This window comes from Bradyrhizobium sp. CCGUVB23 (assembly GCF_024199885.1).
Classification (GTDB): domain Bacteria; phylum Pseudomonadota; class Alphaproteobacteria; order Rhizobiales; family Xanthobacteraceae; genus Bradyrhizobium.
On record NZ_JANADQ010000001.1, the window covers coordinates 5,410,006 to 5,423,320 of the forward strand.

Consider the following 13,315-nt stretch of genomic DNA (forward strand, 5'->3'; position numbering starts at 1 on the left):
GTGTCTCCGGGCAGGCTCAACTCATGCAGCAGGGATCGGCTGCTAACCTTTGGGTGGCGTCTTGAGGTAGAAGAGACTGACCGGCCGCTTGTAGAGGTCGGCAATATCCAACAGCTTAGCGAAAGTCGGCGTCTCGTCGCCCTCTTCGAGTGCGCTCAGGCGATCTTCGTCGAGTGGAGACGGCGCGCCGCCTCGTCCGGGCTGAACCCGGCCTGCTCCCGCGCCCATGCAAGCATGGCCGGGTTGATCAGGGCCCTTACACTCTTCGCCATCTTCCGTTTCCTCGGCGAGATTCTAGCCTGACCGTCAAGGGCCTCGCACAACTTTCAGCAGCGCCGGTCTAAAAAAGCCGTTTAGGGCGCGGGCATGCCGCCGCATCGGCTGCGGCTGCAAAGCACAGGGCCCCGATGTTCACCGAGGCCCTGCGCCGATCAAGCATTCCCGATCCCATGTCCAAGATAGGCCTTCTGCTCGCCGGGTCAATGGAATGATGCCTCAGAAGGCGGAAATCGCGCAGTATTTTCAATGTCTTGCCTGCCGAGCGCCGTCGCCGGCTTGCCCAATGTCGGCACGCCGTCGGCATTCTCACGTGTTCGGCTCGCAGGGGCGGGCCTATGCTTCAGGTCATAGGAGGACGACATGAGCACCACATTGCTTGACCCCAAGGTTCTAGGTTTCGCCAAGGAGCTGGATGGAATCTTGCAACACCTGCGTGAAAATGGCGCAAACGTCTATTCAGCGACGTGCGACCGCAAGTTCCGGAATGATAGCTGGGGAGATGCGCCGGCGATGGAGATGACGGTGGGCTATCTCGTCGTCGTTCCTGCCGACCGTCAGCTCACCCAGCTCTACATCCCGCGCCGGACGAGGCTCACCTAACGGGCAGTGCAACGAAGCAATATGATCCTGCGACGAATGCCCATTTTCGGTCGGATAAGCCCAGTGGTGCGACCAGTAAGTCATTGATTGTTCTCTACCCGGGGCTGACTCTTAATCAGCGGGTCCCAGGTTCGAGCCCTGGTGCGCCCACCAAAGGAAAATCTTTGGTTTCCAATAGCTTCGCCAGATATCTGTTGAGAACAAAACGGGTCTCGTGCGACGGTTTTAGGATCGGACGTCACACGGCTGGATTACCGGGCGACGTTTCCTTTGTTTCTGCATCTTCTCCTTACTTATGTGTCTTCACCCCATTCGATACAGCGCGCAGATCCGATGGTAAAGTTCGATGACGTCCTCGTCGTAGAATAGGATACTAGGGCGAAAAATCGGACAATCTGTTCTGCCGGTCGCCACAGGGGACCGCTCGCTGCAGAACCCGAACCTGATTGTTCGGCTGGGCAGAATCCTCATGACACGACGCGAGCGCGACGCCGAGTGCTAACAAGTCCGACAGCAGACATCAAGCTCGCTAAGGCGCGCCTTGGCGCATCTCGCTGACGAATGCCGTAATCGCTTGGCCAAGGGCGCGATTGCGATCCATCAAATCTTGAACTGTGCGGAAGACGTCATCGGCCGCTCCGCGGCTGGTCGCGGCGTCGCCGGATACTTCGAGCACATGGCCAGCCACCGTGCGTGCTCCGGCAGCAGCCGATTCGGCGCTTCGACTGATGTCCCCGATGGCGGTATTTTGTTCGTCGAGAATGCTGACGATAGATGTAGTCGTTTCGCCAACTCGATTGATGACGTCGAATATCCGCCGGATAGCGCCCACAGCGGCGTCTGTTTCGGTCTGAACCGCAACGATCTGTGTGGCGATCTCTTGTGTGGCGTTCTTGGTCTGACTTGCCAGTACCTTGACCTCTCCGGCGACGACGGCAAAGCCCTTGCCTGTTTCTCCCGCCTTGGCAGCTTCGATCGTCGCATTCAAGGCTAGAAGATTAGTTTGGGATGTAATCGCCTCGATCAACTGAACCACCTCGCCGATGCGTGCGACGGCTTCCGCAAGTCCGTTCATGATGGCTTTTGCTTGCTCAGCCTCCTTTGCCGCCTGATGAGATATCTCCGATGAGAGGGCCACCTGCCGTCCGATCTCAGAACCCGAGGCGAACAACTCCGTGGTTGCTGCAGCCACGGACTCTACGTGTGCCGTGGTTTGCTCGGCCGCACGCGTTGCGGTGCTCGAACTCTCTGCTGTACGATCGGCAACCGCGCTCATTGTCGAGACGGAGCTGTTCAGAGCCGAACTGAGGTCGGTCAGGGTCGCCATAAGTCCCGCGATTCGTCCGTCGAGCGCATCCGCGGTACCACGCAATACGCCGGCGCGCTCGAAAGAGGCGCGCTGTTTCAATGTCTCCTGCTCCTCCTGGAGACGGCGGTTCTCAATCGCGCCTTCCCGGAAGATCTCCATGCTGCGTGCCAGTCTACCGATTTCATCTTTGCGCTCTGTGCAACTCACGATCGTAGTCAAATCGCCAGCCGCCAACGCATCGACCGTAGCAATCAAAGCGATGATGGGACGTTGCACGGTGGCAGTCAGCCAGCCTGCCGCCGCAAGGGCGATAATCAGAGCCGCCGTGGTGGCCCCCCATGCGATGGCGCTTATTCGGCTCGCCATTTGCGCCTTGCGCAATTGAGCTGCGGCGATCTCGTCCTGGCTATCTTTGATCGTTGCGGCTAGATCCTGGTGTACGGCTTCTTTAGCCTCCTGAGTCGTAGTTTGACGGGCAAGGGCCAATACATCAATCTCTGACTTCCCGCGCCAGGCTTGGATGCGGTTTAACAGTGTCTCTATCTTGCCTTCGGCTTTAAAGGTGACAGCGGCGGCGGACGCAAAGGTCTTATCAGTTGCAAGCCTCGTCGGCCCCTCGAATTCCGCTTTGAGCGCCGCATCAGAGCTGGCGAGATACCCATCGAGCGCTGCTTCCTCGTGCAGCAAGGAGACTTCGGCATCGCGCAGAGCATTGAGTGCGCTCACGTCGGCAGCCAACATTCTGTCTTCTGACTGAAATGAGGCGAGTGCGATCATGGTAGCGGCCACCATGACAACAAAAACAGCAAGGATGATGGTGAAGCCGAAGACCATCCGCAATCGGAGCGTCATTCATGATTCTCTTCAGAGGCGAGTATCGATTCTAACCAACGGTTAGCGTGAACGCGCGTGGGAGAGTTGGTTCGCTAAGTGTTCACCAAATCCATCTTGTCTGCGAGCAAAGAGCAACTATGCCGGTAACGAGGCGATGTGCTACAGAACGCTCGTTACGCGGCTGCGTTAATGCAGACATCGATGCCCATATCCGGCAGTTTTCCCAGCGAGCGATTTAGTTACTTTCGAGTAGGGCGGTATGAGTTGCGATTCGCCAATAAACTTTCGACGAAGCGGTGTATTTTGCTTTCAATTTCTGAGAATAGGCGGGGTAGGGGGCCTCGAAGGCCATACCCGCAACAACTTGCTGAAGAAGATGATGGTGCGTGTCGAACGAAATCCATTCTCTTTGTTCCTCGCCAAAGAACTGGCGCCGATGATCTTCATTCTCAAGTATCCTCGAGTGTTTCGTCCTCGCTGTCCGTCTGAAGGATTGTCTGCGACAGGAGCACGGCGGCTTTTAGAAGCGGAGGAATGAAGCGATCGAGCTCTTCAAAGCTGACTCGTGCCACGGGCACCGATACGCCAAGGCAGGCTATCAGCTCTCGGTCCGGGGAAACGATGGGAACCGCGCAGCCGACGACACCCTTCACGAATTCCTCATTGGTCTTGGCCCAGCCTTGGTGTCGTGTCTCTTGGAGAACCCTCAATAGGGTGTCGCAATCGATGATAGTATTATCGGTATACTGCGTCAGGGCGAGTGAGCGGCACAACTTCTCTCGCGCTCTCTCGGATAACCGGCTCATGTAGATTTTTCCAGTCGAGGTGCAGTGAAGTGGAGCAACCTCGCCGGGATTGAATTGAAGTCCCTGTGGTTGGGACACGAGTATGCTGTCAACGTAAGCGACGACGCTGTCGCGCACGACGCCGATCTCGCACTGTTCGCCAATCTCATCGGCAACCGCACGAAGTACCGCATGTCGGCGTGCTGTGCGAAAGGCCGCGCCGATGACTTTGGCAGACAGCGTGATCAACTGGTTGCCGACCACGTAGCGCTTCGATCCAAGCGCCTTCTGAAGGAAGCCGCGATCTTCTAAATTTCCGACAAGTCGATGGGCCGTCGGAATCGGCAATGAAAGCGCGTTGGCGGTCTCTGCGATCGAGACGGCCTTCGTCTGGTTGGCAACATAACGAACGATGGCAAATGCGCGGTCCAGTGGCCCAACCGCCTTTTTTTGCTCTGGCATGCGAACCTCCTTGGAAATAATTATCATTTTTTGGAGTAAATACAATTGAAATATGAAAAATGCCTTGGACGTGTCTTTCGTTTGTTCATATCGTCGGCGCTGCCGCCGTTGGGATCTAAGTTTGTGCGCTGCACAGTTTGGGTTTGAATTTGACCGGTGCCGCGACGTGCTTGAAGAAGGAGATGGGAATGTCTCGTCATTACGACGTGGAAGCTGTGCGCAAGGAGTTCCCGGCGGCCGAAAGGATGGTCTACTTGGACTCCGGTTTTCAAGCGCCGCTCGCTCGTCCCGTAATGGCGGCGATCGAAACCTTCCTTCGCGAAGGTTTGGAGACGGCCGGACCGAAAAGCTTGTGGCTCGATCGGGTCGAGCAAACACGTGCCAAGGTTGCCCGTTTCCTTGGGGTGTCGGCCGACGAAATTGCCTTCACGAAGAACACATCGGAGAGCATGAACATCGCGGCGAACGCGCTGCCTTTGCGAGCCGGCGATAACGTCTTGATGATTCACGGGGATCATCCCAACAACGCTTATGCCTTCCTCAATTTGAAGAAGAAGGGCGTCCAGATCGACTTCCTTCCGATGACGGAGGTCGTAAACGCCGACACTTTCCTTCCTCACATCGACGAGAAGACCCGCGCGATCTCGTTGTCGCACGTCACCTTCCACGCCGGGCATCGCTTCGATATCGAGAGCATCGGCGCTCTTTGCGCGGATAAGAAGCTCTACTTCATCGTCGATGTCATGCAAGCAATCGGGGTCGTTCCGATCGACGCGAAGGCCATCCAGGCAACCTTCGTTGGCTCCGGCAGTCACAAGGGATTGCTCGTCCCTCAAGGCCTGGGATTACTCTATTGGAACAAGACCCTGAAGGAGCTGGGGCCTGCCTATCTTGCGGCTGCTAGTTTGGCTGAGATTCCTGACGATCTCATTGCTCGTGCCGACCGCTTGGCGCCTTCTCCCACCGCGCGACGCTTCGAGCTTGGAAACTTCAATCTTCCTGCAATTCACGCGTTGGGGGCCTCGCTCGACATGATCGAGCAGATCGGCGTGACGAACATTCAGAACCATTGCTTCGATCTGGGCGATCATCTCATCGCTCAACTGGACGAGCTCGACATCGGTCTCGTCGGTCCGCGTCAGCGGCAACATCGCTCGCCCCACATCTACGTCGTCGGTCTGCCCGCGACAGATTGGCTCAGCTACTTCGAAGAGAGTGGCGTACGTGTTTCCCCCGAGCGCGACGGCATCCGTGTATCGTTCGGCATGTTCAACACGGTCGACGATGTGGATCGTCTGGTGCATCTCATCCGCGAACGCCAATCAAAAAAGTCATTCAGGGCCGCTTAGGACTTAGCATGGAGTAACTCGGCAAGCCGCACGCGAAGTGGACAGCAGCCTGATCCCGCCCAAAGGTGAGCACATGCCTTTCCACTTACTGAATGCTGGGTCGCGCATTTTGGTGACGCGATCGATTAGTACCGGCGCAGCGCGCACGACGACCGACCATGCGGAGCATGGCCGTTGTGCATGCCCGCAATCGTGAGGCTCGCGATGTTCGGAGTTCTTTTTGAGCAGACCACGGATGGCCAGCGGTACATCGACTGGCTTCTTTCGGGTCTGGGTTGGACCTTGGCACTTGCCATCTTCGGTTGGTGGATTGCGTTCGCAATCGGACTTGTCGTCGGCATAGGTCGAACCGTACAGAATCCCTTCTTCGGGGCCTTAGCTCGATTATACGTGGAGATCTTCCGAAACATCCCCGTACTCGTGCAGATGTTTCTCTGGTATTTCGTCCTGCCCGAGCTTCTTCCGAGTGCTATGGGCGACTGGATAAAGCAGGTCCCTCCGCCTTGGGGATCTTTCTTTCCGGCGCTGTGGTGCCTGGGCCTGTACACCGCTGCGCGCATAGCGGAGCAGGTACGCGCCGGTATCGAAGCCTTGCCTAAGGGGCAGGCTGAAGCAGCTGCCGCACTCGGCTTAAGCAGCTATCTGACCTATCGCCATATCGTCTTGCCGCAGGCACTGCGTCTCATCGTGCCAAGCCTGACGAGCGAGGTGATGGGCATCTACAAGAATACGTCCGTTGCTCTGACCATCGGCTTGATGGAGCTGACCGCTCAGGCGCGCCAAATCAGCGACGCTACGTTCCAAACCTTCGCGGCATTCGGTGCTGCCACGCTCATTTATCTCGCTTTGGCTCTGATCGCCTACCAGACGATGGTGTTCATCGACAAAGCGGTGCGTATTCCCGGTGCCGCACCGGCTGAGGAAAACAAGGGGTCAGATGTTGACGACGTGAAGTTGGAAAGTTCCTTGCCTGGCAGCATGGAGGTCGCGAAATGAACGGCCTCGATTTCTCGATTATCGCGCAGGCATGGCCCTATCTGTGGTCAGGATTGCTGTTCTCGCTTTCCTTAACGGTAGCCGCCTTCCTGATTGGAATGATACTGGGAACGCTCTTCGCTCTCGTGCAGCACTTTGAGCTCCGCATTCTAAGCCAGCTCGTCCGTAGCTACGTTGCACTGATGCGATCGATTCCGCTGATCCTCGTTTTGTTTTGGTTCTTCTTTTTGGTGCCCATCGTTCTTGGTCACCTGTCAGGTAATGGTCGTCCAATCCCAGTCGGTGCCACCTACACGGCGTTCATCACGTTTGGCTTGTTCGAGGCAGCCTACTATTCGGAAATCATCCGTGTCGGACTGCGCTCAGTGAACAAAGGACAATTTGAGGCGTGTCAGGCTCTCGCTTTGTCGACATTTGATTCATATCGGCACGTCGTCCTGCCACAGGTATTCCGGGTCGCCAGTCCGATCATACTCAGCCAGACCATAATTCTGTTTCAGGATACGTCCCTCGTCTACGTCCTATCGCTCACTGATCTCCTTGGCGCGGCTTCGAAGCTCGCGCAGCTCAACGGTCGCCTCGTCGAGATGTACCTCGCAGTGGCCGTCGTTTATCTCATCATTAGTTCCGCAGCGTCCCAATTCGTCGCCTCGCTACGCAAGAGGTACGCGATCACAGGCGCAAACCGGTAGTCAATCGGTCATCTGACGGCCCCTCGTCCCTTAGGCTCTGCAACCCTGTGAGACCAGCATGCAGCAAGAGCGCGCAGTTAGCCCAGCCGACCGGTTCCCGATGGTTGTCGTAGAGCATCTCGTCAAGCGGTTCGGCAGCTTCAATGCCCTGAGCGACGTCAACCTCAAGGTCGCGAAAGGAGAAAAGATTGTGCTCTGCGGGCCGTCGGGTTCCGGAAAGTCAACGCTGATCCGCTGCATCAATCATATCGAAAAGCACGATTCCGGCCGGATAGTCGTCGATGGTATCGAACTGACGGACCGGATTCGAGATATCAATAGCGTGCGCTGTGAGGTCGGAATGGTCTTTCAGAGCTTCAACCTGTTTCCTCATCTTTCGGTGGTCGAAAATTGCATGTTGGCGCCGATGAAAGTCAGGGGTCTTGCTCAATCTGAAGCGCATGACCGGGCGATGGTGCTGCTAAAGAAGGTCCGGATCCACGATCAAGCCCAAAAGTACCCCGCGCAATTGTCGGGCGGTCAGCAGCAGCGTGTCGCGATAGCCCGCGCCTTGTGTATGCAGCCCAAGATTATGCTGTTCGACGAACCGACTTCTGCCCTCGACCCGGAAATGGTCAAAGAGGTACTCGAGACCATGGTTGAGCTCGCGCAGGACGGGATGACGATGGTCTGCGTCACGCACGAAATGGGCTTCGCCCGAGAAGTTGCGGGTCGCGTGGTCTTTATGGATCGCGGCTCAATCGTGGAAGAGAGCGATCCGAGCACCTTCTTTCGCGCGCCAAACACGGAACGTGCGAAGGCTTTCCTCAACCAGATTATTCACTGAGGCCGCGGTCCGCGCGGTCTTCCCTGAAAAGCACGACAACAACGAGAGTTTGATATGACGAGCGCATCGCCCACAGAGCGCATCGAAAGCGATTCCCTTGGCCCGGTGACGATCCCGGTCAAAGCCTACTACGGACCGCAGACCGCGCGTGGGATCGCAAATTTCCCGATCTCAGGTATTCCGATCAATCACTTTCCCACGTTCATCAAGGCGCTGGCATTCGTGAAGATGGCCGCAGCAAGGGCAAATGCGCGTCTAGGGGACCTGGAGCAAAACAAGGCCGATGTAATCTGCGAGGTTTGCAGCGAAATAGCGAGAGGAGCGCTGTTGAGAGAATTTCCGCTCGACGTCTTCCAGGGAGGAGCGGGAACGTCGACCAACATGAACATGAACGAGGTGATCGCAAATCGCGCGCTCGAAATCATGGGATTGCCGCGGGGGCGATACGACGTCGTGCACCCCAACAACGATGTTAACCTGTCGCAGTCCACGAATGATGTCTACCCGACGGCAATCCGGCTCGCGATTCTCCTGTCCCATGGTCAGCTCCAGGCTGCGCTTGAACGCCTCGCGATTGCCTTCGAGGAAAAGGCGGCTTCCTTCAACGAAGTGATCAAGCTCGGCCGAACGCAATTGCAGGATGCCGTCCCCATGACTTTGGGGCAGGAATTCCAAGCCTTCGCGACGACTCTTCGCGAGGATGTCTCGCGGCTTGGAGAGATCGCCGCCTTCTTCCAGGAGATCAATCTTGGAGGAACGGCGATCGGTACCGGCATCAATACTAACCCCGACTATCAAGCGCTTGCCGTTTCAGAGCTTTGCAAGATATCGGGTCTGCCGCTCGTGGCCGCCGGCAATCTGATCGAAGCCTGTTGGGATACCGGAGCCTTTGTTTTGTTCTCCGGGATGCTCAAGCGAACCGCGACTAAGTTATCCAAGATCTGCAACGACCTAAGACTGCTTTCTAGCGGACCGCGGGGAGGATTAAACGAAATCAATCTGCCGCCGCTTCAGCCTGGCTCGTCAATCATGCCCGGAAAAGTCAATCCAGTGGTGCCAGAGGTCGTCAATCAGGTCGCATTCCAGGTTATCGGCTACGATCTAACAATCACGCTTGCTGCTGAGGCGGGGCAGCTCCAATTGAACGTCATGGAGCCCGTGATTGCATACAATATTCTTCACTCTCTCGAGCTTTTGACGAATGCGATCGAGGTGCTGCGCACGAGGTGCGTCAACGGGATCTCGGCCAATGTGCAAGTATGTCGGAGACACCTTGAGGCCAGCACTGCCGTTGCGACGGCTCTCACGCCAGCGATCGGCTATGAGCGTGCGGCCGAGCTCGCAAAGGAAGTGCTTATCTCGGGCAAGACAATTCGCGAGGTGCTCGACGACCAGCCGGATCTTTCCCCGGATTTGATTGCCCAGACGACTGATCCGCATCGTCTTACCAGGCCGACGCGCGCGCGAGTGGCATCATAGATCGCGATCACTGATCGAAGAAGGATCACTGGACGACCCATTGTGATGGTTGTCTTGCAGAATTTGTTAGTGGAAGGAGCATGTATGAAATCCAGAGCTGCCGTCGCTTGGGAAGCCAAGAAGCCTCTATCGATAGAATCGATCGAAATCGGCGGTCCCCGACCGGGAGAGGTGCTGGTCGAGATCAAAGCGACAGGTGTTTGCCACACGGACGCCTACACGCTGTCGGGGCTGGACTCGGAAGGTAAATTTCCGGCGATTCTCGGCCATGAGGGCGCGGGAATTGTGCGCGAGGTTGGCGAAGGTGTGGCCTCGTTGAGGCCCGGCGATCACGTCATTCCGCTCTACACGCCAGAATGTCGCCAGTGCAAGACCTGCCTGTCGCAGCGCTCCAACCTGTGCACTTCGATACGCGCCACCCAAGGCCAAGGTCTTATGCCTGACAAGACAACCCGCTTCTCCTGCGACGGAGGCGAAGTCTTCCACTACATGGGTTGCTCGACCTTCTCGAATTTCACGGTGTTGCCGGAAATCGCTTTGGCGAAAGTCCGCGAAGACGCTCCCTTTGACAAGATCTGCTACATCGGATGCGGTGTGACGACCGGAATCGGCGCGGTGATCTACACCGCGAAGGTGCGTCCGGGATCGAACGTCGTGGTCTTTGGCCTCGGCGGCATCGGTCTAAACGTCATTCAAGGAGCGCGAATGGTGGGCGCCGACAAGATCGTTGGCGTCGACATCAATCCGGCCAAGGTCGAGATGGCCAAGAAGTTCGGTATGACGGATTTCATCAATCCTGCCGAAGTCGGTAATGACAAGGTCGTGCAGGCGATCCTGGATCTGACGGAAGGGGGCGCCGACTATTCCTTCGATGCGACGGGTAACGTCAACGTCATGCGACAAGCGCTCGAATGTTGTCATCGTGGTTGGGGTGAATCGATCATCATCGGTGTCGCGGAGGCGGGCAGGGAAATAGCGACCAGACCGTTCCAGCTCGTCACCGGCCGTGTGTGGAAAGGCACCGCGTTCGGCGGTGCGCGCGGTCGCACGGATGTGCCGAGGATCGTGGACTGGTACATGGAAGGTAAGATCAAGATCGACGATCTGATCACCCACACGATGCCTCTCGACAAGATAAATACAGCCTTCGATCTCATGCATGAAGGCAAGTCTATCCGATCGGTAATTGTCTATTGATAGCGACCAACGCGCTTTACTAGGAGGAGAGTATGACGAAAAGACTGTTACATCCGACGATTCAAGACGCTGGCACTCGCTCAGGAAGCGCCTCATTCGCGGGAGGCATTCTTGCCTGCCATTGCAAAGAACGCCCCGTCAAGGTCAGAGTCGCAGGCGCGATTGCGCACAATCACGCCTGCGGCTGTACGAAGTGCTGGAAGCCGCACAATGCCGCCTTCTCCGTCGTTGCTGTTGCGCCAACCGAGCAGGTCTCGGTGATCGAGAACGGTGACAAGCTGGTCGTAGTTGACCCCAGCGCGCTGATCCGACGCCACGCCTGCAAAGAATGCGGAGTTCATATGCACGGTCCGGTCGAGCGCGATCACGCTTTCAAGGGCCTCTCATTCATCCACCCGGAATTGTTCGAGGATGATGTTTGGCCGCGGCCGACCTTCGCCGCATTTGTATCCTCGATCATTGAAGGTGGGGTAGACCCGTCTGAAATGGACGGGATTCGGTCCGATCTCCGGTCCGTCGATCTGGAGCCATACGACTGTTTGTCGCCGCCTTTGATGGACTATCTCGCGACATGGACGGCAAAGAAGAGCGGTGTTCTCCGCTAAGGTTGAGCTAGCAAGATCATCCTGATCCCGAGTGAATAGGGGTGCCTCGAATAGAATTTCGACACGACCTGCCCGCGTTACACACATCGTGAGATGCCTGGGCCAAGCTTGCTGATCAGCATTTGCAGTTCCTCCCTGACTTGGCCACCGCGCACGCGGTGGCCATTCTTTTTCGGACCGGCGAGAGTTAGAGTTTGGGCGCGCATTGACTTTGCGAAAGTCGACCGGTCGTGACGCCGGCACTACCTTGAGCTCGGACCGTTGTGCACTCAACAGACGCCTCGAAGCGCCGACAGCGCCATCAAAAGCTTCGCCAGCTCCACAATCGGCTCGACCCGGACGTGTTCCCACTCGATCTCAACCATGCCGCAAGCTTGGTTGGCGCCGGGGGCCTCTGCAAACGCCTCCTCTGTGCTCAAGAAGATGCTCGAAGAGAACGTAGCCCTCGAAGACGACGTGGATTTCGAAGTACGAAATCACCTATTTGGCGAAAATAGGAAACCCGGTCGCTCGGACTTCGGCGTTCCCGATCGCATATGATCGCGCCTCACGCGCGGAACTTTCGATCTGGAGTCGTCAACTCTGAAAAAGAATTATCAATTTTCGGAATATATATACTCGCAAACTGATATTTTTGTCGCCTTGAAGGCGTCGCATAGCCTATCATTTGGCCACGACTGAGTGCTGCCCGGTTCGTGTGCGGTGCCGAAAATGAGCGGATCTTATGCTTCCCAAGTTCGAGGACTAAGGGCAGGGCAGTCTGCCGATTGCTGGAAGTCTTCAACTCTAGCGGGGCCTGAGCGTACAAGGGTCGCGCGGCAAAGCACACGTCACCCCAAGACCCATAAGGCGCGTCTCACCTGAGCGAGAGGAATCCCATGGCTAGAATGTTTACACTGCTTTCTGCGACGGTGATCACCGTGTTTACGGCCTCCATGGCCCAGGCGGGTCCGACCCTCGACAACATCAAATCGAAACGGGCGATCACCATTGGCTATCGCGAAGCTTCGATTCCGTTTTCGTATCTTGGTGTCGACCAGAAGCCTGTTGGCTTTTCCTTGGACCTATGTGCCCACGTCGTTGATCGTCTGAAAGCCGATCTCGGCACTCCAGACCTTCAAATAAAGCTCACGCCGGTCAACTCGTCCAACCGTATCCCGCTAATCCAGAACGGCACGATCGATATCGAGTGCGGCGGCACCGCTAGCAGCAAGCAGCGTCTGGAGCAGGTCTCATTCAGCGTTTCAACTTTCGCCAGTCAAACGGCGTGGCTCGCAAAGGCGTCGAGCGGACTCAAGGCGCCGAACGACTTGAAAGGAAAGACTATTGTCGTCACACAAGGCTCCGACGCGCTCGATATTGCGAAAAGCATTTCGCAGAAGGAGGGTCTCAACCTTACGATCGCGCAAGCCAAAGACCATGCGGAATCGTTGCTGCTATTGACCACCGGCCGTGCAGCGGCCTGGGTGGAGGCCGACATTCTCTTGGCCGGCATGAAGGCGGAGTATTCGAATCCTGCGGATCTCGCTTTCCTAAAGGCGAACTATGGCACTATTTACTATTACGGTCTGATGTTCTCGAAGAACGATTCCGATTTCAAGAAGATAGTCGACGACGTTCTTTCTAGGCTCATGGCTTCCGGCGAGTTCACGAAGATCTACGACAAATGGTTTATGGCTGCGATCCCGCCAAAGAACACCAATCTCGACTTCCCAATGACAGACGCGCTTAGAGAGCGCGTTGCCCACCCTAGTGATGTCGTCGACTATTGATCTTGCCGGCGGCGCCGCGAGGGTATCGACTCGATAAGATCGCGAACGCCGAGTGTACGATGTGATCCAATGCTTGCTGCGAATGCGGACGCAAGCAACTGTCTTTGTCCAAAAGGAGTCGAATATGACA

The 13,315-nt window shown here is 56.6% G+C and carries 11 protein-coding genes and 1 tRNA gene; 10 read left to right on the top strand and 2 right to left on the bottom strand.

The features are described from left to right. Window positions 1-639 precede the first annotated feature (639 nt). Both NLN62_RS25055 and NLN62_RS25060 read left to right on the top strand, forming a co-directional pair. A complete protein-coding gene (locus NLN62_RS25055) occupies window positions 640-879 on the top strand; it encodes a hypothetical protein (RefSeq protein ID WP_254110593.1) in 240 nt (79 codons plus the stop codon). 48 nt (window positions 880-927) lie between these two features. Next, window positions 928-1,032: transfer RNA gene (locus NLN62_RS25060), tRNA-Ser, on the top strand. A gap of 376 nt (window positions 1,033-1,408) precedes the next feature. Here NLN62_RS25060 and NLN62_RS25065 read toward each other — a convergent pair. Further along, window positions 1,409-3,040 carry a methyl-accepting chemotaxis protein gene (locus NLN62_RS25065; RefSeq protein ID WP_254110594.1) on the bottom strand — a complete coding sequence of 544 codons (1,632 nt, stop codon included), beginning with the start codon at window positions 3,038-3,040 and terminating at the stop codon, window positions 1,409-1,411. Window positions 3,041-3,471: 431 nt separating this feature from the next. Further along, window positions 3,472-4,269 (bottom strand): IclR family transcriptional regulator, encoded by a 798-nt coding sequence (locus tag NLN62_RS25070; RefSeq protein WP_254110595.1) that lies wholly within the window; start codon window positions 4,267-4,269, stop codon window positions 3,472-3,474. 188 nt (window positions 4,270-4,457) lie between these two features. Here NLN62_RS25070 and NLN62_RS25075 point away from each other — a divergent pair, with 188 nt between their 5' ends. The 8 genes from NLN62_RS25075 (at window position 4,458) to NLN62_RS25110 (ending at window position 13,185) form a co-directional block, all read left to right on the top strand. Next, window positions 4,458-5,618 (top strand): aminotransferase class V-fold PLP-dependent enzyme, encoded by a 1,161-nt coding sequence (locus NLN62_RS25075; RefSeq protein WP_254110596.1) that lies wholly within the window; start codon window positions 4,458-4,460, stop codon window positions 5,616-5,618. 204 nt (window positions 5,619-5,822) lie between these two features. Further along, window positions 5,823-6,614: an amino acid ABC transporter permease gene (locus tag NLN62_RS25080; protein ID WP_254110597.1), complete on the top strand. Its 792-nt coding sequence runs from the start codon at window positions 5,823-5,825 to the stop codon at window positions 6,612-6,614. Further along, entirely contained in the window at window positions 6,611-7,306 is a 696-nt protein-coding gene (locus tag NLN62_RS25085; RefSeq protein ID WP_254110598.1) for an amino acid ABC transporter permease, read from the top strand. Before NLN62_RS25080 ends, NLN62_RS25085 begins: the two co-directional genes overlap by 4 nt. A gap of 58 nt (window positions 7,307-7,364) precedes the next feature. Beyond that, window positions 7,365-8,132: an amino acid ABC transporter ATP-binding protein gene (locus NLN62_RS25090; RefSeq protein WP_305881680.1), complete on the top strand. Its 768-nt coding sequence runs from the start codon at window positions 7,365-7,367 to the stop codon at window positions 8,130-8,132. 54 nt (window positions 8,133-8,186) lie between these two features. Beyond that, on the top strand, window positions 8,187-9,611 hold the full coding sequence (locus NLN62_RS25095) for an aspartate ammonia-lyase (RefSeq protein ID WP_254110599.1): 1,425 nt from the start codon (window positions 8,187-8,189) through the stop codon (window positions 9,609-9,611). A gap of 84 nt (window positions 9,612-9,695) precedes the next feature. After that, complete coding sequence (locus tag NLN62_RS25100) at window positions 9,696-10,808, top strand: S-(hydroxymethyl)glutathione dehydrogenase/class III alcohol dehydrogenase (protein ID WP_254113674.1); 1,113 nt, start codon at window positions 9,696-9,698, stop codon at window positions 10,806-10,808. 32 nt (window positions 10,809-10,840) lie between these two features. Beyond that, window positions 10,841-11,413, top strand: coding sequence for an S-(hydroxymethyl)glutathione synthase (gene gfa / locus NLN62_RS25105; protein ID WP_254110600.1), 573 nt, complete (start codon window positions 10,841-10,843; stop codon window positions 11,411-11,413). An 878-nt stretch (window positions 11,414-12,291) separates the two neighbouring features. Continuing rightward, window positions 12,292-13,185: an amino acid ABC transporter substrate-binding protein gene (locus NLN62_RS25110; protein ID WP_254110601.1), complete on the top strand. Its 894-nt coding sequence runs from the start codon at window positions 12,292-12,294 to the stop codon at window positions 13,183-13,185. Window positions 13,186-13,315 lie beyond the last annotated feature (130 nt).

Excerpts from the sequence above, each read along its gene's own strand:
- NLN62_RS25095 (WP_254110599.1), top strand. The coding sequence starts at position 8,187 with ATGACGAGCGCATCGCCCACAGAGCGCATCGAAAGCGATTCCCTTGGC.
- NLN62_RS25080 (WP_254110597.1), top strand. The coding sequence starts at position 5,823 with ATGTTCGGAGTTCTTTTTGAGCAGACCACGGATGGCCAGCGGTACATC.
- NLN62_RS25065 (WP_254110594.1), bottom strand. The coding sequence starts at position 3,040 with ATGACGCTCCGATTGCGGATGGTCTTCGGCTTCACCATCATCCTTGCT.
- NLN62_RS25100 (WP_254113674.1), top strand. The coding sequence starts at position 9,696 with ATGAAATCCAGAGCTGCCGTCGCTTGGGAAGCCAAGAAGCCTCTATCG.
- NLN62_RS25075 (WP_254110596.1), top strand. The coding sequence starts at position 4,458 with ATGTCTCGTCATTACGACGTGGAAGCTGTGCGCAAGGAGTTCCCGGCG.
- NLN62_RS25085 (WP_254110598.1), top strand. The coding sequence starts at position 6,611 with ATGAACGGCCTCGATTTCTCGATTATCGCGCAGGCATGGCCCTATCTG.
- NLN62_RS25055 (WP_254110593.1), top strand. The coding sequence starts at position 640 with ATGAGCACCACATTGCTTGACCCCAAGGTTCTAGGTTTCGCCAAGGAG.
- NLN62_RS25070 (WP_254110595.1), bottom strand. The coding sequence starts at position 4,269 with ATGCCAGAGCAAAAAAAGGCGGTTGGGCCACTGGACCGCGCATTTGCC.
- gfa (WP_254110600.1), top strand. The coding sequence starts at position 10,841 with ATGACGAAAAGACTGTTACATCCGACGATTCAAGACGCTGGCACTCGC.
- NLN62_RS25110 (WP_254110601.1), top strand. The coding sequence starts at position 12,292 with ATGGCTAGAATGTTTACACTGCTTTCTGCGACGGTGATCACCGTGTTT.
- NLN62_RS25090 (WP_305881680.1), top strand. The coding sequence starts at position 7,365 with ATGCAGCAAGAGCGCGCAGTTAGCCCAGCCGACCGGTTCCCGATGGTT.